This window comes from Streptosporangium sp. NPDC050284 (assembly GCF_044459525.1).
Taxonomy (GTDB): Bacteria; Actinomycetota; Actinomycetes; order Streptosporangiales; family Streptosporangiaceae; genus Streptosporangium.
The window spans coordinates 124,631-146,750 of sequence record NZ_JBITIZ010000001.1; the positions used below are offsets into that span (position 1 = coordinate 124,631).

Genomic DNA, 22,120 nt, shown 5'->3' on the forward strand with positions numbered 1-22,120 from the left:
GGAAAGAATTAGCGGTAATAGTCGGGGTAGTCGGGCTCCTGGACCCGGTGATGGTTGCCGCGCGAGCTCGCCCGGCCTCGTGCGTCGGTGCCGGTGGCCGCGGCCTCGGGGGCCGGTGCCGTGCCGTAGAGCTCGCCGTAGCTCGGCCAGCTCGTCGCGTCGCTCCCGTTGGGGGTGCCGGGCTCGGGCCACGCGGCCGGGCTGGCCGGGGTGGCGGGCCGGGGCTCGTAGCCGTATCCGCCCCCCGCCCCGCCCCGCGCGTCGGCCGGACGCTCAGGGGTGGAAGAGAAGGTCCTGGAAGGGCCGGTCGAGGTGGAGACCGCCGGGCTCGGGCCGGTGACCGCGTCGTCCTCGAAGGTGGCCCAGCCCGAGCTGACCTCGTACGAGCCCGCGGGCGGAGCGCCGTATACCGGTGTCTGGTACGAGGAGTAGGACGGGGCGGGGTCGTCGAGGATGTCGGCGGTGTTGACCGCCGGCCAGCCCCCCGAGGAGGGGTTGGTGGCCTGCGCCCACGCGTTGTCCGTCGCGTTGTCGTCGGGCTTGGGCGGCTGCGGCGGGTTGCGGTAGGAGGCGGCGAGCGGGTCGGTCGCGGCGGGGAAGCCGCCGCTGGTCGTGGGGCCCATCGGGGGCATCGGGGGAGGCGTCGGGACGCCGCCACCGGCGGGACGGCCACCGGCGGGACCGGGGCGGCGGGCGCCGGAGGTGCCGGTGCCGTTCGCCGGGGAAGCCGGAGAACCGGCGTCGCTGGGCCGGGAGGCCGCGTTCGCCGTGGAGCCCGCGCCACGGCGGGAGTAGGAGCCGCCGAGAGGGTCGTTCAGCGGGTCGGGCCGGGACGGGCCACCGGCGGGGGTGGACCGGGATGTGCCGCCGCCCGGGGTGGGCCGGGGCGAGCCGCCACCCGGGGCGGACTGGGCCGCCGGTTGGGAGGACGTCCTGCTGCCGCCGCGACGGGAGCCGGACCGGGAGGAGCGGGAATCGCCGAAGGCGCCGGGGGTGGGAGCCGCGAAGGTCACGGTCTTCTGCTCGGCGAGCGAGGCGGCCGTCGGAGCCGGGTTCGGCTGGACCGGGGCGACCAGGTCGGAGAGGCCGGAGGGCAGGGAGGAGGAGGCGATGGCCGGCTCGGGGGCGGGCCTGGCCGGTGGGGCCGGGGGCCGCTGCGGGGTGTTGCGGGACGGCTGGGGCCTGGTCGGCAGCGGAGCCTGCACGGTCACCGCGTCGGCATCGGCCTTCTGATCCTCCTGCTCGACGGGACGGCTCGCGCCCATCCGGGCCGCCAGGGATCCTCCGAAACCACCCTCGTCGGCCTGGAGTCGCGTCCAGTAGTCGTCGTCATAGTCGTCCACCTGGCCGAACTCGTTCATCCCTCGCTTGCCCCGAGAGCTCGGCGGCCGCGGCTGGCGCGGTGGCTTCGGCTCGTCGAACGGGGTCAGATCGGGGGTGAAGTGGTTCATCTTCGGTTCTCTGGTGGCGAAGTCGTCGCTGGACATGGTCTGGGTCAGCGCCTCCTTCTCCGCCATCTCCCGCAGACGCTCCGGGGGAAGGGCGCTCTCTCTGCGGTTCATCGACCGCATTCCCAGTGCCACGACGACGAGCACGAGGAGCACGACGGCGACCAGGCTTACTACGACCGCGATCATTGCACCACCCTCAAGGCCATGGCCTTACAGCGGCGCCGGTGAGGTCGCGCGGCCATCGACGCGACCTTCCCCCATGCATCACCTGCGCTTGGACATTGGATCTGATTGTGTCGGACCACTATGAGCGTTGTCACACCCTAAGTGAAGAATTGGTAACCATTACTACCTCCGGTGTTTGGCCGGTTACTCGATGTGCGCCGCGGTGAGCCGTCCCCAGGCGATCGTCTTGTCCGCGATGCTCTTCAAGGTCTCCTCGAGGAGGGCTCCCTTGCGAAGCTCGACCTTGCCGGTGAGCGCGTAGACAGTGAAACGATAGTTCTCCTGGGCGTCGCACGGAGGGCTATAGCCCACCTTGCCGCTCGTCGTGCTCCCTTCGATGGCGCCCACCGGAACGCTACCCTCTGGTAACTCGTTGGTGCGCGGATCGATGTCGAAAACGACCCAGTTCACCTCGCCGCCCGTCCGGGAGTTGCTGTCCACCACGATCGCGACGGACTTCGTGCCCTCCGGCACGCGTGACCAGCGCAGTGGCGGGTTGCCGACCGAACCCTTGCACGAGTAGTCGGACGGCAGGGGGCCACCGTCTCTGACCTGAGGACTGGAGACGCTGATCGGCTCCAGTTGCAACCGTTCGGCCGAGGCCATCCCGCAGCCCGAGGACATGACGACGAGCGCCGTGGCCACCGCCACTCTCGGGGTGTGCCACGGGCGGCGCGTAGACGTTTTCGGCTGCCCCATGCCCGATGATGCTACGCGTGTCTGGAAGATGCGCAGACCGGATCGCGAGGTTCGGCGGCGGGAAAAAAGTCGGAAATCAGGGTAAATCGAGGGATGGAAGGGGTTGGAGTGACTTCCAAAACGAGTTTCGCCGGACCGCGCGGGGGCCACAGGGACCCATCCATCAGTGACCCGTCAGTGGCCCGAGGTGAGCCCCGAGGACCTCAGTCGCCGCCTAGCTCTCGGTAGGGCTTCCTGAGCAGGTCGACCAGCGGGATGTGCCGCACCTTGATCGCGGGCGGTTCAAGGGCCCGCAGCAGCAGGTCGGCGGAGGCTCCGGTGCTGTCGGGCCGGGGGCGCAGGCGGTTCAGGGAGACGGCGGGGGAGTAGAAGTCCCCGATCCGCTCCTCGAAGGTCCGCCCGTCGAACGGCCTGTCGCCGGATCCGGAGTCGTCCATGTCAGCTCACCGCCCCGGGACCGAGCAGGAACAACTCGCGCAGCTGGTCGGTGGACAGACCGGTGATCCAGTCCTCGCCGGTGCCGACCACGCTCTGGGCGAGGGCCTTCTTGCGTTCGATCATCTCGTCGATCCGTTCTTCCAGGGTGCCGAGGCAGATGAACTTTCTGACCTGGACGTTTCTGGTCTGGCCGATCCGGAAGGCCCGGTCGGTGGCCTGGTCTTCGACGGCGGGGTTCCACCAGCGGTCGACGTGGACGACGTGGGTGGCGGCGGTGAGGTTCAGGCCGGTGCCGGCGGCCTTGAGCGAGAGCAGGAACAGCATCGGCTCGTCGTCGTTCTGGAAGCGCTCGACGAGCGCCTCACGCCTGTTCTTGGGCAGTGCGCCGTGCAGCCACAGCACCGGCCGGTCCAGGTGGGCGGCGAGATAGGGCTGCAGCATGGCGCCGAACGCGGCGTACTGGGTGAAGACCAGGGCCTTGTCGCCCTCCTGGACGATCTCCTCGGCGAGCTCCTCCAGCCGGGCGAGCTTTCCCGACCGGCCCGCCAGCCGTGAGCCGTCCTTGAGCAGCTGGGCAGGATGGTTGCAGACCTGTTTGAGCTTCGTCATGGTCGCGAGCACGTTGCCCCGCCGCTCGATGCCCCTGGAGGCGTCGATCCTGTCCAGCATCTCGCCGGTCACGGCCCTGTACAGCTCGGCCTGCTCGGGGGTGAGCGTGCACCAGACCTTCATCTCCTGCTTGTCCGGCAGGTCGGAGATGATCGAACGGTCGGTCTTGAGACGCCGCAGCACGAACGGGCCTGTGGCCCGCTTCAGCGCCGCGGTGGCGTCGGGGTCACGCCGCGTCTCGATCGGCTCCTGGTAACGGGTCCTGAAGCGCCTGGCCGGGCCGAGCAGGCCGGGGTTGCAGAATTCCATGATCGACCAGAGCTCCGCCAGATGGTTCTCCACCGGCGTGCCGGTCAGCGCGAGCCGGGTGCGGGCGGGGATGGAGCGCACCGCCCTGGACTGCCGCGCCGAGCTGTTCTTGATCGCCTGCGCCTCGTCGCAGACCACCCGCTCCCAGCCCAGACCCGCGAGCGCCCCCAGGTCCCGCAGCGCGGTGCCGTACGTGGTGACGACCAGGTCGGCCTCCCGTACGGCGGCGGCGAGCTCCTCGTCGCGCCTGCGCGCGCCGCCGTGGTGGACGTGGACACGCAGCGAGGGGGCGAATCTGGACGCCTCCTTCTGCCAGTTGCCGAGCAGCGACATCGGGCAGATCAGCAGCGTCGGGGCGGGCGTACCGCTCTCGCGCTCGGAGAGCAGGAGCGAGAGGGTGGAGACGGTCTTCCCGAGCCCCATGTCGTCGGCGAGGATTCCCCCCAGGCCGAGCCCGGAGAGGAAGCTCAGCCAGGACAGGCCGCGCTCCTGGTAGGGGCGGAGAGACCCGCGCAGCGCCCGCGGCGTGGGCACCGGGGTGAGACGGCGGTCGGCCTCGCCGGAGAGAAGATCACCCAGAAGGCCGTCGGCGTCGACCGTGATCAGCGGCAGCCTCTCGTCGCCGCCCTCCACGACCTCGCGGATCACCTCGCCGACGGTCCTCTCACCGCCGCCGCGCTCCTCGATCACCTTCAGGGCCGCCTTGACCTGCTGGTCGTCCAGCTCCACCCAGCGGTCCTCGACCCGCACCAGGGGGATGCGGCGCCCGGCCAGCTCGGCCAGCTCCTCCGCGCCGATCGTATGGTCGCCGACGGCGACGTCCAGCCGGACGCTCACCCGCCCGCCGAGCCCGGCCCCCTCGTTCTCGCCGCCGGTGAGCGCGCGGGTGGTCAGCTTCAGGCCCAGCCCCTGGCGCCCGGCCCAGGAGGGCAGTCGTACGCCGTATCCCGCGGCCCTGAGCATGGGCGCGCCGTTGCGGAGGAACGAGAACGCCCACGCCGTCTCGACCGTGAGGGTGACCGGCTCGGGTGCGCGCAGCGCGATGTGGAGGTCGGGGTGGAGACGCACGGCCCGGCCGAGGTCGGCGCGGATCAGCTCCTCGGGCCGCTCGGGCAGCCACGGCGCCCGCTCGCCGGCGCGGATCCGCTCGACCGGCAGGTAGGCGTCCGGTTCGTCCGTCGGTGCGAGGCCGAACTCGACTCTCCAGGAGTCGCCGTCGCCGACGGGCTCGATCAGCCGGAAACAGACCCTGACCGGTCCGCCCAGCTCGTGTGCCGCGTCGAACCAGCCGGTCAGGGCCTCGCCGAGCGCCGCGACCTCGTCCGGCCTCGCACCCGGGAGTGAGGCGTCCTCGGCGGTCAGCGCGTACAGCCAGCGATCGGCCAGGGCGGTCTTGGGGCCGGGGCGGTTGCCGAGGATGAGCCGGCCGGGCAGCGACAGCCGCGCCGCGCCGTCGACCAGGCCGTCCAGCGCCTCGTCCAGCACCTCCCTCGGCGGTCTCTCCTGGGCCACGGCCCTGCACACCGGCGGCATCGCGTCGGCGAGGCCGGGCAGCGCGGCCAGGTCGGCGCCGGTCAGCACCGGGCGCCAGCGGGCCGCGTGGACGTCACCCTCGAAGGCGAGCTGGGGCAGGATCCGGCCGCGCCTGACCAGGCCGCGAGCGTGCTCGGCGACCACGGCGAGGTAGCGCAGGGAGAGGGCGGGCTCCCACGTGAGGTCCTCCGCGCCGCGTCCGCTCCCGGAGACGAGATCGGGAGGTGTGGGGCCGGGATCGGGCAGCGAGCCGAGCAGACGGAGCGCGTCGGCCGGATGGAAGAGCAGGGCGGGCACCCGCCAGGCGGAGATCCTGGGTCTCCGCGCCCGGCTCGCGAGGCCGGAGTCGGGAGAGGGCAGAGGGCCCGAGGCCGAACCGGGAAGCAGGACGACGAGCTCCCCTTCGACGGCCGTGGTGTTCGTCAGGACCGTGACGGTCCCGGTGCTCGTGGCGCCTGGGAGGTGTGCGACAGCGGGGACGCCCGCGACGGCGGGGATGCCCGCGATGCCCGGGGCGGCCCCCTGGGGTGCCGTCCCGCCCCCGCGGGCCCCGTCGGCACCTCGGGGAAGGGGGGCGTCCGAAACCTCGCTTAGAGCGGCATTTAGGGCCTCTCCGTAATGATCACCTGAAATTTCACCAGTTCCGCCCAGGGCCGCGGCCAGCGCGGCCGTGGACGCCGCGAAGGGATGTGGGCGAAGAGCGGCGCGGGAAACGGACGTCGAGGTCTGGGCGGTGTCCTCCGCCCAGACACCCACGAGCCCGTTCACCCACGCGCCATGGACCACGAGCACCTGACCACACCTCTGGTTCTTCCGATTCCGGTTCGTCACCATGTGGCGGACGCGAACGCCCCCGCGAGCCCGGCCTGCCGACAGATTAGACGTGGCTGCGGAACGCGCGGATCGCCAGAGGCGCGAAGACCAGGGCGAAACCCGCGGCCCAGAGCAGCGAGAAGAGGGCGGCCTGGCCGATGTCGCCACCGATGAGAAGGCCGCGGATGGCGTCCGCCAGGTGCGTGACGGGGTTGATGTCCGACCAGGTCTTCAGCCAGGACGGGAAGGTGGCGGAGGGCACCAGCGCGCTGCTGGTGAAGGTGAGCGGCATCATCGTGGAGAAGGCGATCATCTGCACCTTCTCGGGACTGGAGGCCTTCAGGCCGATCAGCACCGACATCCAGGACATGGCCAGGGCGACCACGACCAGCAGGGCGAGGGCACCCAGCAGGCCGAAGACGCTGGTGGTCACCCGAAAACCCAGCACCATGCCGAAACCGATCAGCAGGGCGAACGCCCACATCTGCTTGACGGTGTCGGCGATGATGCGCCCCGACAGCGGCGCGGTGCGGGCGATGGGCAGGCTGCGCAGCCGGTCGAAGACACCCTTGGTGATGTCGGTGTTGAGGCCGATGGCGGTGGACAGCGTGTAGAACAGGGCGTTCTGCACGAGCAGGCCAGGCAGGGCGAACTGCAGGTAGTCGCCGGTGGACCCGGAGATGGCGCCGCCGAAGACGTAGGTGAACAACAGCAGGAACATGATGGGCTGGATGCTCAGGTCCAGCAGCTCCCACGGGTTGTGCTTGATCTGGACCAGACTGCGCCAGGCGAGTGTCATGGTCTGCTGCAGCGTGGCCAGGGGCGTGACGCGCTTGGCGGCCACCTGCGGGATGGTCGTCGTCAGCGTGGTCATGCGAAGGCCTCTTCCTTGCGCGTGGTGTCCTCGCCGTCGGGGGCACCGTCTTCGTCCGGCAGGTGGCCGGTGAGGGACAGGAACACCTCGTCCAGACTGGACTTGCGCAGCGCGAGCTCCGAGGCGGTGACGCCCTGGTCGTCGAGGAGGCGCACGATCGCGGGGACGACGGCGGGGTCGTGAACGGGGGCGGTGGCCTTGCCCCCGCCGAGGTCGGGCGTCTCCCCGAGCACGTCGGCCATGATCGTGCCGACGAGCTGGAGGTGCTCGGCGAGCAGGGGGCGCACCTCCAGGACCTGGGCGCCGGTGGTCGCCTTGAGCTCGTCGGAGGTGCCGGAGGCGATGACCTTGCCGTGGTCGAAGACGACGATGTCGTCGGCGAGCTGGTCGGCCTCCTCCAAATACTGGGTGGTGAGCAACACGGTGACGCCGTCGGCCATCAGGCCGCGCACCACGTTCCACAAATCGGTGCGGCTGCGCGGGTCGAGCCCGGTGGTGGGCTCGTCGAGGAAGAGCACCTGAGGACGGCCGACCAGGCTGGCGGCGAGGTCAAGGCGGCGGCGCATGCCGCCGGAGTAGGTCTTGGTGGCACGTCCTCCCGCGTCCGACAGGTCGAAGCGCTTCAACAACTCGCCGGCGCGCGCCCGGGACTCGGCACGCGTCAGGCCCAGCAGGCGGCCGATCATCGTCAGGTTCTCGACGCCGGTGAGCATCTCGTCGACGGCGGCGTACTGCCCCGTCAGGCCGATCAGCGAGCGCACCTGGTGGGCCTGGCGCGTCACGTCGTAGCCTCCGACGCTGGCGGTGCCCGCGTCGGGACGCAGCAACGTCGCCAGGACGCGCACCGCGGTGGTCTTGCCCGCCCCGTTGGGGCCGAGCACACCCAGCAGGCGCCCCTGCGGCACGACGAGATCCACCCCGTCGAGCGCGCGGGTCTCCCCGTAATGCTTCACCAGGCCCTCGGCCTGGATCGCGTAGGTCATCGTTCACGCCTTTCCATAGTCACGGATCTCCAGCATGCCCTGCGCCACCGACACTTCTTCGACCTCCGGCCGGGGCGAAGGCGGTGAATCGCCCCGCCTTCGCCACGGTGTCCGCGGGAGCCCGTTCCGTGACACGACCGGAACGCCCTTCGGGACAGGAGCGTTTAGGCTGACAGCGTGAGCGACCGAGTCGATGAGCACAGCGCGGCCCTCGGGGGAAGCGAGAGGGCCGAGGCGGGCGATCCGCCGGGTGGGCGCCGCACGGGCGTTCCCCTGCGCGCCCCCGCCAACCCGGTCTCCCGCAAGGCCATCGTTTTGTGGCTGCTGGACGGGCTGTTCTGGTCCGTTCTCCTGGTCGTGGGCTCCTTCACCCTGGCCGGGTGGATCGCCGACGACCGGTGGTCCTGGCTACCAGGCTGGGTGCTCGAGAACATCGGGTGGCTGCCGTGGCTGATGGTGTTGCTTCTGATCCCCGGCACGCTCGTCGAGCCGTTCTGGCGGTACGCCGTGCACCGCTGGGAGCTCAGCGGGGACGTCGTCTACGCCCGTTCCGGGTGGCTCAGCAGGGAGTGGGTGTTCGTCCCCGTCAGCAGGATCCAGACGGTCGACAAGGCACAGGGCTGGTTCGAGCGCATGCTGGGACTGGCCACGGTCGAGATCCGCACCGCCTCGCACGCGGGCTCGTCCACGATCAAGGGTCTTGAGTACGGGGTCGCCGCCGAGCTGGCCGAGGGCCTCGCCCGGCGCGCCGAGGAGCTCAGGGACGACGCGACGTGACCGATTCCTCCTCCGATCGTCCACCGGCAGGGCATACGCCCGGCGAGCGCCCACCGGCCGGATCCGGTCCGCGGATCGGGCCGGGTGGTCCAGAGGCGGGCGCGTGGGTCGCGCCCGACGGAGGCGGCGAGCCGGATGCGCCGCATTCGCCGCCCGTCCGAACCGGCGCAGGACCGGAGCATCCACGTGTGCCCGACGGTGGCATGGACGCCTGCGTGGCAGGCGTCCCACCTGGCCGAGACGGTGCCGGGCCGGATGTCCCGCACGTCCAGGGGGGTGCCCCGCACGGCTGGGCCGGCGGCGGCCCGGGTTTCCCGCGCGGGCCGGGCGGCGACATGGCCGGACCGGGAGCCGGACCGGGAGGCCCGCCGACGGAGAGACCTCTGAGGCTCAGCCCGAAGGTCCTGCTGACCGATCCGATCCGGATGCTGCCCTCGCTGCTCCTGCCACTCGCCGGTCTCCTGTTCCTCGGCGGCTTCTCCCTGGGATCCTTCGGGTGGGCCGGGACGGCGGTCGTCGGCTCCGTCGTGTTCGCGGCCGCGCGCTGGCTCACCTTCACCTACCAGATCGTCGGTGACCGGCTGGAGCTCACCCGGTCACTGATCAGCAGGTCGGTGCGGACGATCCCTCTGGAGCGGATCCGTGGCGTCGACGTCAGCGCCCCGCCGCTGCACCGCCTGCTCGGCATCGCCGTTCTCAGGATCGACACCGGCGCGAGCGGCGACGAGAAGCAGGAGGGCGAACTCGACGGGGTCACCGTCGAGGAGGGGGAGCGGCTCAAGGCCGTGCTGCTCTGGCACGCCCGTGCCCGGACGGCGAGACGCGTCCAGGCGCGTGGAGCGGCGCCGGTGGCCGGTGCCGCCTCCGGCTCCGATGAGCTCGCGGCCGGTGCGCCCGATTCATCCGGTATGCCCGTCGGGGCGCGGGAGGAGTCCGCCGGATCCTCCACCCGCCACGAGGTGGGCGACACGACCCCCGAGCGGGTGTTCTTCGTGATGCCGAGGAAGTGGCTCGTGTACGGCCCTCTCTCCGGCGCCTACCTGCTCACCCCCTTCGCACTGGTGGCCGGTGCCGTGGGCGCGGCGTTCCAGTGGGGCAGCGAGCTCAGAGTCGACAGACGGGTCGTGCTGGACTTCGGGGAGTGGCTCTGGGGGCATCCGCTCCTGCTCGTCGCGGCCCTGATCCTGCTGTTCCTGGCGATGCCGGTGATCGCCGCGATCATGTACGCGGTGTTCAACTGGAACTTCACCCTCCGCGCCGCCGACGGATACCTGATCGCCGGGCGCGGTCTGGTCACGCACAGGAACGTCTCCCTGGAGCGGCGCAGGGTGCGGGGGTTCGAGTTCGTCGAGGGGCCGGCCGAGCGCTGGGCGGGGCTGGGCCGCGCGTGGGCGATCGTGACCGGTCTCGGCGACTCGGAGACCAGGGGCCAGCTGATGCCCGTGGCCCCGAGGGACACCGTGCTCGAGGTGGTGGGCGAGGCGATCGGCCCGATCGCCTCAGGGCTGCGGCCACACCCGCCGGCGGCGCGCAGGCGCAGGCTGTTCAGGGCGATCTTCCCGTGGCTGGTGATCGCCACGTGTGCGGTGACGGCCGCCTGGACGTGGTCCGGGTTCTGGTGGGCGCTCGCGGTGCCGGCCCTGCTTCTCGCGCTGCTGGGCGTCCCGCTCGGTCTCGATCGCTACCGTTCCCTCGGACACACGTACGACGGGAGCCGTCTGTCGGTCCGGTCGGGGTCGCTGCGGCGTTCCCAGGCGGTGGTGGAGCAGCGGGCCGTGGTCGGCTGGACCCTGAGGCAGACCTGGTTCCAGCGTCGCGCCGGTCTGCTGACCGTGATCGCGGGCGTGGGGGCGGGCACCGGTGGCTACGCGGCCATCGACGTCGGCGAGGCGGAGGGACCGGCCTTCGCCGTCGAGGTCACTCCCGCCTGGCTCGCCCCGTTCCTCATCCCGCACGCGCCCGCGACTCCGGGGACCTCCGGCAGTCCGGAGCCCTCCGCGCCCGGCGGGCGGCTCTCGCCCTGAGGGGTGCGCCTTTCTGAGGCCTCCTCGTTCTTGCGGCAGGCCGGGGCCTCGCGGCGCCGAAACCCAGGGTGCCCACCTCTCGGGGACTCCGCACACCCTCATGTCCACGATCGTCGAGGTCGTGGGGGCGGCCTCACGCATCTCACGTTCTGGGTCCGCCGAGGTCGTGGACGGCCCCTCGCGCCCAGGGCCGGCGACGACGAGACGGGGGTGACCGGGAACCCCGGTCACCCCCGCCTGGTGCGGTGCGGTTCAGTCCTGGCGGCGGGCGCCGAACATGATCTCGTCCCAGGTGGGCACGGACGCGCGCCGCCCCCTGGACTTCTTGGCGGGCCGAGCCGGAGCCGGAGCGGGCTTCGGCGGCTCCGCGGGCTTCTCCGCGGCGGGCTTGTCGGCCTTGGTCTCCTGCATCGCCCCCGTGTCCCCCTGTGTCTCTTGCCTGCCAGGCGTGGTCTTGGCCCGCTTGTCCACGCTGACGCGCGCCGCGGGTACGGCTATCGAACCCTCCTGGGCCGCTCCGGTCTCGGAAACGGGTTCGGAGGCGGGGGTCTCCTTCTCCGCGACGGTCCTCTCCGCTTCCGCGGGAGCCTGCTCGGTGGCCTTGCCGGTCTCGGGGGAGCGCTGGTCGGCGAGGTCGGACAGGGCATCGGCCGGAGCGGTCGCGGCCGGTTCCGGCGCGGCCGCGGCGGGAGGCGGGGGGTTCGCGCTCTCGGTGCTCTCGGTGCTCTTGGGGGCCTCCGGAGCCTTCGCGGCCCCCTCGGTCTCTTCGGCCTTCGTGGCCTCCGGAGCCTTCGCCGCCTCCGGAGGCGGCGTGACCTGCGACTCCTTCGCCGTCTCCGGAGCCCGCTCGGCCTCGGCGGCCGCGGAGGGCCCGGCCGCACCGTCCTGCCCCGGAATCGCTTCCTCGGGCCCCTGGGGAAGGAGGTCTCCCCGCGCGGCGGCGGATCCGCGCGCGGTGGTCGCCTGCTCCGGCGTGGTCGCCGTAGACGGCTCGGACGCCGTCACGGAGGGCTGGGAGGTGACGGCGGGCCGTGGCGCGACGGGTGCCGGGGGCTCCGGCTCCGGAGAGGAAAGCGGCTCGTACGAAGCCGGCGCGACCGGCTCGTACGGAGCCGGGTACGGAGCGGGAGGCTCGGGCAGCACGGGCTCGGGAGGCTTGACCCGTGTGACGGGGTCGGAGTCCTGGGCCGTGGGCTCCGGCGCCCTTTCCTGCTGGTATCCGGCAGGGTCGGGAGCGCGCAGCGGCGGCACCGACACCCTTGGAGCCTCGTATCCGGCGGGGAGCGGGGGCATGGGCGGCTGCTGATAGGCGGCAGGGGACGCCGAGGGCAGGGCAGGGGCCGCGGGCGAGGGGGATGCCTGAGGCGCCTGAGGTGTCGGGGATGCCGGGGAGACGGTGGGATCGGCCTGCGCGTAGGCGGGCCGGGGCTGGGCCGGGGTCTCGTGCCGCAGAACCGAGGGGAAGGCCACCGGAGGCTGGTTCAGCGGCTCCGGCGCCAGCGACGGCACCGGAGCGAGCTTGGCCACGCGCGGGACGAACGGCGTGACCGTGGTGTCCGCGAACGGCTCGACGTCCTCGCCGCTGGACAGTCGCAGCGCCTCGTCGTCGTGGGGCGTGATGTGGCGCCGGCGCGGGTCGAAGAGCCACTCGGCGTTGCGCGTGTGGCCGTTCCACACGAATCCGAGCTTGATGCGCCACATGTTGTCGTCCCGCTTGGCCGAATCCCACTCGATCTCGTCGGCGGGGACGCCTCGGCGGGTCAGCCGCTCGGCGACCAGGTCGCCGAGGGTGGGACCTGGAGCGGAGTCGCCCGGCAGGCGTACGGCGCAGCGCTGCGCCTGCTGTGCCATGTACTCACGTTCCTGGAGCACGGGGCCCTCGAACCACCGCACGCGCTCGACCGGGATGCCCGCCGTGTTGGCGATCTCCTCCGCGGTCTCGCCGGCACGGATCCGGGCCTGGATCTCCTTGGGGCGCAACGGACTCTCCACTTCGATCTCGTACTGGCCGAGACGGGAGAAGTTGCCGCGGACGGCAGCACGGAGCCGGTCGTCGACGGGCAGCGTGAACCGGGTACCCCGGCCGGCTGTCGCCAGCACGAGATAGGTCCCGTCCTCACTCACCGCGACGAGTCGGAGCTCCTGCATGCGAGTCCCTTCGTCGTCGTGCTCAATCTTCCCCCGGACCCTTGAGTCTCTCGCGTGTGCCGGTTGCCTGCCAGCACCGTACCCGGCATGTCCGAACATCGCCTTCCTGGATGGGGCTCGCAGCGATGTGACGCCGGTCACATTTGCTCCATTCATCTATTACAGGGCACCGGTCTGGAGCAGCGACTTCCGGGTCCTCAAGGGATTCTCACGGATAACTCCGGGAACCGCTGCGGACTTCCACCAAGAACCGGGAGATGGCGGTGAGGCCGGTCCGCCGGTTCGGGTGGGATATGCCGCGATTGCGGTGTTGTGCGGGAGCCGGTCGTCGCGCTCCGTGACGACGGGACGCGGCGGCGGCTGGCATGGACGGCGGGAGAAGGTCATCTCCGGCGGACTCCCTCGGGGTCGAGCGGCGCGGGTGTCTGCGAATCTGCCCCTCGTACGCCTCAGGGGAACGACGGGACACGCGGACGCGTCACTCTTCGAGCGAGCCTTTGCGACATCCTTTACCGAAAGCCGGAGAGAAGCGGCCGATTGGGGGGAACGGTGCCGGGCCGACGGCCGTACGGCCGCGAGAGGTCCGGGGCAGGTCACCCCAGCACGGTGTCGAGATGGTCGTTGGAAAAGGCGCGCCCCGGGTCGAGGGTGTCGCGTATCGCGAGGAAGTCACCGAATCGGGGATAGGCCGCGGCCAGGTAGGACGCGTCACGGGTGTGCAGCTTGCCCCAGTGCGGGCGGCCGCCGAGCCTGGTCATGATCTCCTCGACGCCCTCGAAGTAGGCGGGGTTTGGAGTCGGCCGGTAGACGTGGCAGGCGACATAGGCCGAGTCCCTGCCGTAGGCGGTGGACAGCCAGGCGTCCGAGGCCGGGGTGACCCGCACCTCGACGGGAAAGCTGATCTTCCAATCTCGCCGTTCCACCAGGTCACGAACCTCGTGGAGGGCCTGGCCGAGGTGCTCGCGCGCGATGGCGTACTCCATCTCCAGAAAGCGCACCTCCCGCACGCTCGTGAAGATCTTGTGCGAGGCGTCGACACAGGACGAGGCCGAGAGCGTCGCGGCCGAGAGCGCGTTGAGCCGGGGGATGGCGCGCGGGTAGCGTCCGCCGACGCCGCACACCGCGCCGAACAGGGTGTTCTCCATGAGGTGGTTGTCGAGCCAGTACTTCAGCGCGCTCGGCGGCCTGGCCGGTCCGGGGCTGCGGTTGTTGCGCTTGGTCAGGCAGGTGTCGGTGTGCGGCAGCCAGAAGAAGTCCAGGTGCTCGTTGCCGGTGACGAGCGCCTCCAGGGAGTCGAGGATCGAGGTCAGCGCCATCGGCTCCCGCACGCTGCGCAGCAGGAAGGCCGGCTCGACCCGGAAGGTCACCGCGGTCACCACGCCGAGCGCGCCCAGGCTCACCCTGGCGGCGTCGAACAGGTCCCGCTCGGCCACCCCCCGGATCTTCCCCTCGCCGTCGCCGCGGACCGTGACGATCTCGCCGTCGGCGAGCACCATCTCCAGCGCCAGCACCTGGTCGGCGAGCCCGCCGACGTCCCTGCCGGTGCCGTGGGTGCCGGTCTGGATCGCCCCTGCCACGGTATGGGCGTCGATGTCGCCCATGTTGGCGAGGGCGAGGCCCATCCGGTGCAGCTCCCGGTTGAGCGCGCCGATCGTCGTCCCGGCCTCGGCCGTCACCCAGCCGTCCCCGGTCTCGCGGATCCCGGTCAGCGCGTCGGGCCGCAGCAGGAGGCCGTCGGTGAGCGCCACCGCGGTGAACGAGTGGCCGCTGCCGGTCATGCGCACCCGGCGGCCCGCCGCGGTCGCGTCCCGCACGGCCCGCGAGACCTCCTCGGCCGAGGAGGGCGCCCGGACCTCCGCGGGGGTGACGGCCTGGTTGCGGGCCCAGTTGCGGAAGGTCTCGCCCATGTTCACTCCTGCCCGGCGGGCGGCACCCCGCCGTCCGGGGGCGCCGACGCCCCGCTCGCGGGGGAGTCCCGCCCACGGTCAGGTGGGCCGTCACCGGTTCGTGTTCGCGTGCTTCTCCAGCGAATATGAACGATACTCACGATTGTTGCTGGGCGACAGGGGTTCGCAGCCAGGCGGAGCCGCCGACGCCGACCGCGACGGCGAGCAGGGCGCAGGCGAAGGAGAACCCGTAGGCGTTGGAGGCGCCGAACGTGTCGGTGAGCCTGCCCCCCGCCCACGCGCCGATCGCCACGCCGAACCCGACCGACGTCGAGATCCACGCCATGCCCTCGGTGAGCAGGCCGGCCGGGACCAGCTGCTCGGTCAGGCTGTAGCCGGTGATGACGGTCGGGGAGATGGCCAGCCCGGCCAGGAACAGCGCGCCCGCCATGACCCTGATGTCGCCGATGAGCATGATCGGGGTGAGGCCGGCCGCGAACGCCGCGAGCGAGCGGACGAACCTGCTGCTCAGCGGGATGCTCCACTGCCGTGCGCCGTACCAGAGGCCGGAGACGAGGCTCCCGCCGGCGAACGAGGCGAGCAGCAGCCCGGCCGCGGCCCTGGAACCCCGCTCCTCGGCGAACGCGACCGTGATCAGGTCGACCGAGCCGAACACCGCACCCATCGCGAGGAAGGCGCACGACATCAGGGCCACGCCGGGAATGGTGATCGGGGTGCCGGAGCGCGCCTCCCTGCGGCGGATGGGCGGCTCCGTGCCGCGCTGCAGGGCGAAGGCGATGGTGCCCAAGACCGTGCAGGTCAGAGCCACGATCAGGCCCGCGTACGGGTTGATCATGGTGGCCAGGGCGGTGACCAGCGCCGGGCCCGCGACGAAGATGATCTCGTCGGCGACCGACTCGAAGGAGAACGCCGTGTGCAGCCTCCCCGACCCGGACAGCAGGTGCGACCAGCGGGCGCGCACGAGCGAGCCGAGCGACAGCGCGGTCGCGCCGACCATGACGCCGGTGGCGAAGAGCGTCCAGAGAGGAGCACCGTACTCGGCGCAGAGCATCATCGCGGTCAGCGTGGCGCCGTGCGCGAGCGTGAACGGGATGACTATTCTGGCCTGGCCGAACCTGTCCACCAGGCGTCCCGACAGCGGGGCCGCGACGGCGAAGGAGACGCTGACGGTGGCCGCGACCGCGCCCGCCGTCGCGTAGGAGCCGGTGAGTTCTTTGATGAGCAGCACGATGCCGATGCCGAGCATCGACATGGGCATCCGCCCGAAGAACCCGGCGATGACGAACCCCTTGGCGCCGGGCATGCTGAAGAGCCCTCTGTACGGCCCGACCACCGATAATCCCCTTGCTGATCTCCGTGCGTGGAACATGCCGACGATTTCGCACAGAACCGCCGGTCGGCAAGTGATTTTCCAGGCAATGGCTCACGGAGCGGTCCGTTGGAGCTAACGTGAGCGCGGTGTCACGTCTTCCCGGGTTGCGGTTGTTTGTCCCAGTAGTGGTCGCCATGACCGCTCTCCTCGCCCTCGGCGGCGTCGCTCTCGCGATGATCAACGCCGGTCGCCCCGCCACCCCCGCCACTTCGGCGGGAAGCGCCGTGGTGGAGTCCCGCGTCCGCGACCTGGCGGCGATCGCGCCGGTGGCGAGCCCTCCCGCGATCCCGGTGAGCCCGGCGGACCCCGATCCGACGAGCCCGGTGAGCCCGGCGGATCCCGGCCCGGCGAGCCCGGCCGCTCCCGTGGGGGACGATCAGGCCCCGCGCGACCCCGTCTCCCAGGGGACGGGAGGCGGACAGAGTTCCGCCCCCGAGCCGGGTGCGACGGGCGCCTCCGGTCTCACCCTCACCCCGCCTCGGCTGCTGGTCATCTCCCCCTCGACGCTGACCGAGCAGACCAAGGAGGACATCTCCCGGCTCAAGTACGTCCAGAAGATCGACTCCTTCGACGGCGGGGCGGTCAAGGTGTCCGGGATCGGGCTCAACCTCATCGCCGTCGACCCCGCCCGCTTTCGCACGTGGGCACCCAGGATCGTCGCCGACCAGCAGGGGATCTGGGACGCCCTCGCCAAGGGGGAGCTCGTCGCCGACAACTCGGCGGCGCGCCGCCTCGGCCTGGTCCTCGGCTCGGAGTACCAGGTGGACGGCGGTCCCCGGCTGCGGGCCGCGGCCTCCGCCTCGTTCGGCCTGCCCGGCGTGGACGGCATCGTAGGGGAGGAGACCGGCCGCAGGCTGGGTCTGCTGCCCGGTGTGGCGCTGCTCGTGCACGGCCCCGAGAAGGCCTCCACCGTCCTCAGGACACGGGTGGGCAGGCTGCTGAGCCCGGGTTCCCAGGTGGTCGCCGTCGGCGGTGCCCGGAAGGCCGCCCGCGAGCCCGCCGCGAAGGCCGCCGGCGCCAAGACGGCGGGAACCGGCAAGGTGCGGCAGGTCACGGTCGGCAGGCCAGGCAGCTACCTGGAGCTCTACCGCAAGGCGGCCGAGGTCTGCCCGGGGCTCTCCTGGACGGTCCTGGCCGCGATCGGCCAGGTGGAGAGCTCACACGGGCGAAACAACGGCCCCTCCTCCGCGGGCGCGCTGGGACCGATGCAGTTCATGCCCGCGACCTGGAAGGCCTACGGCGTGGACGGAGACGGTGACGGCGTCGCCGACATCTGGAACCCGTACGACGCGGTCCCCGGCGCGGCCAACTACCTGTGCGCCAACGGGGCGGGCAAGGGCGGCAAGAAACTGGAGAAGGCCATCTGGTTCTACAACCACTCCTGGTCGTACGTCGCCAAGGTCATGGGCATCTCCCGCGGCTACGCCGCCGCCTACCCCTGAGGCCCCGGCGAGGCACCCGTGACCGGCCGCGGCCCCGCGGACGTCCACGCCCGTGATCGTCGGCCATCCCGTGGAGGCCCGCACCGGTGATCTTCGGGGTTTCGCGGCCGTCCGCGATCGGCTCGCGCCCGCGCCCTCGCGGCTACCCGCGGCGGCGCGGCGGGGCCGGGCAGCAGGTGGCCGCGCACGCTACCGGCTCCGGCTCGGCGAGCAGCTCCCCGACCATCGAGACGAAGCGCGGGTGGGTCCCGGCCGTGGTGGCCCTGACCAGCGGCAGGCCGATCTTCTTCGCCGTCTCCGCAGCCTCCACGTCGAGGTCGTAGACGACCTCCATGTGGTCGGAGACGAAGCCGATCGGCACCAGCACGACCGCGGGGGCGTCGACCGCGAGCAGGTGGTCGCAGACGTCGGGTTCCAGCCACGGGATGTGCGGGGCACCGCTCCGGCTCTGCCAGACCAGGTCCCACTCTCTGCCGCCGCCCACCTCGGCGGTGACCAGCGCCGCGGCCCGGCGCAGCTGCGCCTCGTACGCGCCGCCGCCTGGACCGGCTGTCGCGGCCATCGAGGTCGGGATGCTGTGGGCGGTGAAGACCAGCCGCGCGGGATCCCTGAGCTCGGCGGGCAGCCGGTCCAGGGCCTCACGGGTGTGGTCGGCCATCGCCGCGACGAACCCGGGATGGTCGAAGTAGTGCCGGAGTTTGACGACCTCCGGGGCACCCTCGACCGCGGCCCTGGCGAGCGCGATGTCGTCGATGTACTGACGGCAGGCCGAGTACGAGCTGTAGGCGGCGGTGACGAAGGCCGCGGCCCTGCGCACCCCGTCCGAGGCCATCTGGCGAAGCGTGTCCTCCAGGTAGGGATGCCAGTTGCGGTTGCCCCAGTAGACCGGAAGGTCGATCGTCGGCTCCACGGCCGCGATCAGGTCACGGCACTGCTGGTTGATCGGGCTGGCGCCGCCGAAGCGCTGGTAGTGCGCCTCGACCTCCAGCAGCCGCTCGCGCGGGATCCCCCTGCCCCTGACCACGTTCTCCAGGAACGGCATGACATCGTCTGGTTTCTCGGGCCCCCCGAACGAGACGACGAGAAGCGCGTCGTAATTCCCCATGGCATTTATCAAACCGCATGCCGGGGTGTCCTCTTGCATGGTCACCTTGAGGACTTCGTTATCAACAAGGTTTGTGGATGCATGTTCGGAGGCGTGTTCGGAGACGATCGCCGAGGTAAGTTCGAAACCGTGACCCCATTTAACGACATCCGCGATTATGTCGGCGTACCGCGGGTGACATCCCTGCGGCTATCCCCCGATGGAGTGCGCCTGGTCAGCGTGGTGCAGGCGCTTAATCCCGACGGAAGATCCTACGGGACCTCCCTGTGGGAGATCCCTCTCGACGGCCGCCGGCCGTACCGGCTGACCAGATCCGTCAAGGGCGAGACCGGGGCCGAGTTCACGCGAGAGGGCGACCTGCTCTTCGCCTCGCGCCGTCCCGACCCGACCGTGAAGGAGGCGGACGAGGAGGTTCCCGCCCTCTGGCTGCTGCCCGCGACGGGAGGAGAGGCCCGCCAGATCGCCTCCAGGCCAGGAGGCGTCGCCGGATTCGCGATCGGCGGCAGGACCGTGGTCTTCTGCTCCGACGTGCTCCCCGGTGACGAGGCGGGCGAGGCCGAGCGGCGCAAGACACGCAAGGACGCGGGAATCAGCGCGATCCTGCACGAGAGCTACCCGGTGCGCTACTGGGATCACGATCTCGGACCCGGAGAGCCGCGGCTGTTCGCCGGCACCCTGGGCGACGGCGAGCGGCTGACCGAGGTGAGGGACCTCACCCCGCAGCCGGGCAAGGCGCTGTCGAGCCACAGCGCCTGCGACGTGGCGCCGGACGGCTCCACGGTCGTGACGACCTGGGGCGTGTCGATGCCGCAGGGCGAGCTCCGCTTCGAACTGGTCGCCATCGACACCGCCGACGGCGGCGCCCGGCGGGTCCTGGCCGCCGCGGACGACCACGACTTCGACGGGCCGGTGAAGATCTCTCCGGACGGGCGTCTGGTCGCCTGCGTGAGGAACAACCACGCCGACACCGAGCGGATCCCCGAGAGCACCCTGTGGATCGTCGACCTGGCCACCGGGGAGGGGCGCCCGGCGGGTGGCGGGCTCTGGCCGTCCGACATGGTCTGGGCGCCCGACTCCCGCTCGCTGTTCGTGGTCGCCGACGACCACGGCCGCCGTCCGATCTTCCGCGTCCCGGCCGACGGGGGCGCGCCGGAGCGGCTCACCCTCGACAACGCCGCCTACAGCTCGCTCAACGTCGCGCCCGACGGCGCCGTCTACGCGCTGCGCGGGGCCGTGGACGCGCCCGCGGCCCCGGTCAGGGTGGCGCGGGACGGGACCGTGGAGAAGCTGGCCTCTCCGGTCCCAGACCTGGAGCTGCCGGGCACGCTCACCGAGGTCACCGCGACCGCCGACGACGGCGCGGAGATCAGGGCCTGGCTGGTGCTGCCCGAGGAGGCCTCCGCGAAGAACCCCGCACCGCTCCTGCTGTGGATCCACGGTGGCCCGCTGGGCAGCTGGAACGACTGGTCCTGGCGCTGGAACCCGTGGATCATGGCCCAGCACGGGTACGCCGTACTGCTGCCCGATCCGTGCCTGTCCACCGGCTACGGGCCGGACATGATCCGGCGCGGCTGGGCCGACTGGGGTCCGCGCACCCACGCCGACCTGATGGCGATCACCGACGCCGCCCTGGAACTCCCCGAGCTCGATCCCACCAGGACCGCGGCGATGGGTGGCTCGTTCGGCGGCTACATGGCCAACTGGGTCGCCGGGCACACCGGCAGGTTCAGGGCGATCGTCACCCACGCCTCGCTGTGGAACCTCGACCAGTTCGCGGGGACCACCGACGCGTCCATGTACTGGCAGCGGGAGTTCGGCTCCCCGGGCACCGGCCTGTACGCGAAACTCTCCCCGCACCGGTCACTGGAGAACATCTCCACCCCGATGCTGGTCATCCACGGCGACAAGGACTACCGGGTCCCCATCGGGGAGGCGCTGCGCCTGTGGTGGGACCTGCAGCGCTCGGAGGTGGAGTCGAAGTTCCTGTACTTCCCCGACGAGAACCACTGGGTGCTCAAACCGGGTAATGCGGTTGCCTGGTATGAAACAGTCCTGGCCTTCCTTGACCAGCATGTCCTCGGACGCGAGTGGAAGCGCCCGGAGTCACTGTCGTGATCCCGTCGTGATCCCGTCGTGAACACGGCACGGTGGGCGGTGACCGCCCACCGTACCGAAAACGACGAGGATGGACCCAGACTTCGGTGGGGCGGGCGAGGACTGCCGTACGTCCGGCCGGGCATGGGGAGGGCGGGTCCCGTCAAGGAGGACCCGCCCGAATGAGCGAGAGTGGTGAGGGGATCGTGGACAGCGCCGTGACCTTCGGGCGGCTGACGGAGGAGATCGCCAGAGAGGCCGGTGAGATGCTGCTGGCCAAGCGACCGGCCCGGCCCGAGGTGCTGGTCACCAAATCCAGCCCCACCGACGTGGTGACCGCCCTCGACCGGGCCTCGGAGGAGCTCATCCGAGACAGGATCAAGGCCGTCAGGCCCGACGACGCGATCCTCGGCGAGGAGGGCGGCGCCACCGGCGAGGGCAGGATCCGCTGGATCGTCGACCCGATCGACGGGACGGTCAACTTCCTGTACGGGGTGCCCGAGTGGGCGGTCAGCATCGCGGTCGAGGTGGACGGCGAGGTGATCGCGGGAGCGGTCAACGTCGTGCCCCGCGGCGAGGTGTTCACCGCTGTCAAGGGCGGGGGAGCGTGGCTGGCCGGAGAGCGGCTGAGCTGCAACACCGGGGTGCCGCTCGAGCGGGCGCTGATCGCCACCGGGTTCGGCTACGAGAGCGGGCGGCGAGAGGTGCAGGCTGAGGTGCTCCGCCACGTGCTGCCGCGCGTGCGCGACATCCGCAGGGGCGGCTCGGCGGCCTCCGACCTGTGTTCGGTGGCGGCGGGGCGGGTGGACGGCTATTACGAGCGCGGTCCTCAGTACTGGGACTACGGGGCCGGCGGTCTCATCGCCGCGGAGGCCGGGGCGAGGGTCGGCGGGCTCGAGGGCAGGCCGGCCAATCCCGGCCTCCTGCTGTGCGCGGCCCCCGGCCTGTTCGAGGAGCTGCACGACCTGCTGCTCCTGCTCGACCCGGAACGCGACGCCTGACCTTCACGAGGGCCCGTGCGCCTCGCCCGTCCTCACGGATGAGAGGGCGGGCGAGGGCGTGAAAGAGCCCCCCGGCGGTCGGCCGGGGGGCTCCCTCCCATCAGCGCTGAACGGGGACGCCGTTGTCTGTGGCCAGACGGCGGAGATCCTCGATCTCGGCGGTGAAGGTGTCGGCGAGGTAGTCGTCGCCGGAGGACCTGGCCTCCTGCAAGTTCTTGTATGCCTGGTCGAGGCGGTGTTCGATTGTGGCGGTGAACTCGCCCATCTTCACCTTCTTTCTCACGGGCTCATGGGGAACGGAGGATACCGCTATGGA

The 22,120-nt window shown here is 71.4% G+C and carries 16 protein-coding genes; 5 read left to right on the top strand and 11 right to left on the bottom strand.

Annotated elements, in window-relative coordinates:
- Window positions 1–8: 8 nt before the first annotated feature.
- The 6 genes from ACIBH4_RS00525 to ACIBH4_RS00550 form a co-directional block, all read right to left on the bottom strand.
- Window positions 9–1,637: a hypothetical protein gene (locus ACIBH4_RS00525; RefSeq protein WP_362508929.1), complete on the bottom strand. Its 1,629-nt coding sequence runs from the start codon at window positions 1,635–1,637 to the stop codon at window positions 9–11.
- 183 nt (window positions 1,638–1,820) lie between these two features.
- A complete protein-coding gene (locus tag ACIBH4_RS00530) occupies window positions 1,821–2,375 on the bottom strand; it encodes a YbhB/YbcL family Raf kinase inhibitor-like protein (protein WP_362508926.1) in 555 nt (184 codons plus the stop codon).
- A 203-nt stretch (window positions 2,376–2,578) separates the two neighbouring features.
- Complete coding sequence (locus ACIBH4_RS00535; RefSeq protein WP_362767678.1) at window positions 2,579–2,812, bottom strand: hypothetical protein; 234 nt, start codon at window positions 2,810–2,812, stop codon at window positions 2,579–2,581.
- 1 nt (window position 2,813) lies between these two features.
- Entirely contained in the window at window positions 2,814–6,056 is a 3,243-nt protein-coding gene (locus ACIBH4_RS00540; RefSeq protein WP_362767681.1) for a DEAD/DEAH box helicase, read from the bottom strand.
- 85 nt (window positions 6,057–6,141) lie between these two features.
- Complete coding sequence (locus ACIBH4_RS00545) at window positions 6,142–6,951, bottom strand: ABC transporter permease (RefSeq protein WP_362508917.1); 810 nt, start codon at window positions 6,949–6,951, stop codon at window positions 6,142–6,144.
- The gene (locus tag ACIBH4_RS00550) at window positions 6,948–7,934 is read right to left on the bottom strand and encodes an ATP-binding cassette domain-containing protein (RefSeq protein ID WP_362508914.1); all 987 of its coding nucleotides are present in this window, start codon (window positions 7,932–7,934) and stop codon (window positions 6,948–6,950) included. The genes ACIBH4_RS00545 and ACIBH4_RS00550 overlap by 4 nt, the downstream gene beginning before the upstream one ends.
- 177 nt (window positions 7,935–8,111) lie before the next feature.
- Here ACIBH4_RS00550 and ACIBH4_RS00555 point away from each other — a divergent pair, with 177 nt between their 5' ends.
- Both ACIBH4_RS00555 and ACIBH4_RS00560 read left to right on the top strand, forming a co-directional pair.
- On the top strand, window positions 8,112–8,711 hold the full coding sequence (locus ACIBH4_RS00555; RefSeq protein ID WP_362508911.1) for a PH domain-containing protein: 600 nt from the start codon (window positions 8,112–8,114) through the stop codon (window positions 8,709–8,711).
- A 188-nt stretch (window positions 8,712–8,899) separates the two neighbouring features.
- Window positions 8,900–10,735 carry a PH domain-containing protein gene (locus ACIBH4_RS00560; RefSeq protein ID WP_362508908.1) on the top strand — a complete coding sequence of 612 codons (1,836 nt, stop codon included), beginning with the start codon at window positions 8,900–8,902 and terminating at the stop codon, window positions 10,733–10,735.
- Window positions 10,736–10,987: 252 nt separating this feature from the next.
- Here the strand turns inward: ACIBH4_RS00560 and sepH are convergent, their stop codons facing one another.
- The 3 genes from sepH to ACIBH4_RS00575 all read right to left on the bottom strand — a co-directional run bounded on the left by sepH (window position 10,988) and on the right by ACIBH4_RS00575 (window position 16,123).
- Entirely contained in the window at window positions 10,988–12,883 is a 1,896-nt protein-coding gene (sepH, locus tag ACIBH4_RS00565; RefSeq protein ID WP_362508905.1) for a septation protein SepH, read from the bottom strand.
- Window positions 12,884–13,476: 593 nt separating this feature from the next.
- Entirely contained in the window at window positions 13,477–14,790 is a 1,314-nt protein-coding gene (locus ACIBH4_RS00570) for a D-arabinono-1,4-lactone oxidase (RefSeq protein ID WP_362767684.1), read from the bottom strand.
- 136 nt (window positions 14,791–14,926) lie between these two features.
- On the bottom strand, window positions 14,927–16,123 hold the full coding sequence (locus ACIBH4_RS00575) for an MFS transporter (protein ID WP_362508899.1): 1,197 nt from the start codon (window positions 16,121–16,123) through the stop codon (window positions 14,927–14,929).
- Between the two features lie 125 nt (window positions 16,124–16,248).
- Between ACIBH4_RS00575 and ACIBH4_RS00580 the strand changes: the two genes are divergently transcribed.
- Complete coding sequence (locus tag ACIBH4_RS00580) at window positions 16,249–17,604, top strand: lytic murein transglycosylase (RefSeq protein ID WP_362508896.1); 1,356 nt, start codon at window positions 16,249–16,251, stop codon at window positions 17,602–17,604.
- A 142-nt stretch (window positions 17,605–17,746) separates the two neighbouring features.
- Here the strand turns inward: ACIBH4_RS00580 and ACIBH4_RS00585 are convergent, their stop codons facing one another.
- Window positions 17,747–18,709 carry a ferrochelatase gene (locus ACIBH4_RS00585; protein ID WP_362508893.1) on the bottom strand — a complete coding sequence of 321 codons (963 nt, stop codon included), beginning with the start codon at window positions 18,707–18,709 and terminating at the stop codon, window positions 17,747–17,749.
- Between the two features lie 81 nt (window positions 18,710–18,790).
- Between ACIBH4_RS00585 and ACIBH4_RS00590 the strand changes: the two genes are divergently transcribed.
- Both ACIBH4_RS00590 and ACIBH4_RS00595 read left to right on the top strand, forming a co-directional pair.
- Window positions 18,791–20,824, top strand: coding sequence for a prolyl oligopeptidase family serine peptidase (locus tag ACIBH4_RS00590; protein ID WP_362767687.1), 2,034 nt, complete (start codon window positions 18,791–18,793; stop codon window positions 20,822–20,824).
- Window positions 20,825–20,985: 161 nt separating this feature from the next.
- A complete protein-coding gene (locus tag ACIBH4_RS00595) occupies window positions 20,986–21,804 on the top strand; it encodes an inositol monophosphatase family protein (RefSeq protein WP_362508887.1) in 819 nt (272 codons plus the stop codon).
- Window positions 21,805–21,904: 100 nt separating this feature from the next.
- Here ACIBH4_RS00595 and ACIBH4_RS00600 read toward each other — a convergent pair whose 3' ends face one another.
- Window positions 21,905–22,087 (bottom strand): hypothetical protein, encoded by a 183-nt coding sequence (locus tag ACIBH4_RS00600; protein WP_350946858.1) that lies wholly within the window; start codon window positions 22,085–22,087, stop codon window positions 21,905–21,907.
- Window positions 22,088–22,120 lie beyond the last annotated feature (33 nt).

Excerpts from the sequence above, each read along its gene's own strand:
- ACIBH4_RS00525 (WP_362508929.1), bottom strand. The coding sequence starts at position 1,637 with ATGATCGCGGTCGTAGTAAGCCTGGTCGCCGTCGTGCTCCTCGTGCTC.
- ACIBH4_RS00530 (WP_362508926.1), bottom strand. The coding sequence starts at position 2,375 with ATGGGGCAGCCGAAAACGTCTACGCGCCGCCCGTGGCACACCCCGAGA.
- ACIBH4_RS00535 (WP_362767678.1), bottom strand. The coding sequence starts at position 2,812 with ATGGACGACTCCGGATCCGGCGACAGGCCGTTCGACGGGCGGACCTTC.
- ACIBH4_RS00545 (WP_362508917.1), bottom strand. The coding sequence starts at position 6,951 with ATGACCACGCTGACGACGACCATCCCGCAGGTGGCCGCCAAGCGCGTC.
- ACIBH4_RS00550 (WP_362508914.1), bottom strand. The coding sequence starts at position 7,934 with ATGACCTACGCGATCCAGGCCGAGGGCCTGGTGAAGCATTACGGGGAG.
- sepH (WP_362508905.1), bottom strand. The coding sequence starts at position 12,883 with ATGCAGGAGCTCCGACTCGTCGCGGTGAGTGAGGACGGGACCTATCTC.
- ACIBH4_RS00570 (WP_362767684.1), bottom strand. The coding sequence starts at position 14,790 with ATGGGCGAGACCTTCCGCAACTGGGCCCGCAACCAGGCCGTCACCCCC.
- ACIBH4_RS00585 (WP_362508893.1), bottom strand. The coding sequence starts at position 18,709 with ATGGGGAATTACGACGCGCTTCTCGTCGTCTCGTTCGGGGGGCCCGAG.
- ACIBH4_RS00590 (WP_362767687.1), top strand. The coding sequence starts at position 18,791 with ATGTTCGGAGGCGTGTTCGGAGACGATCGCCGAGGTAAGTTCGAAACC.
- ACIBH4_RS00595 (WP_362508887.1), top strand. The coding sequence starts at position 20,986 with ATGAGCGAGAGTGGTGAGGGGATCGTGGACAGCGCCGTGACCTTCGGG.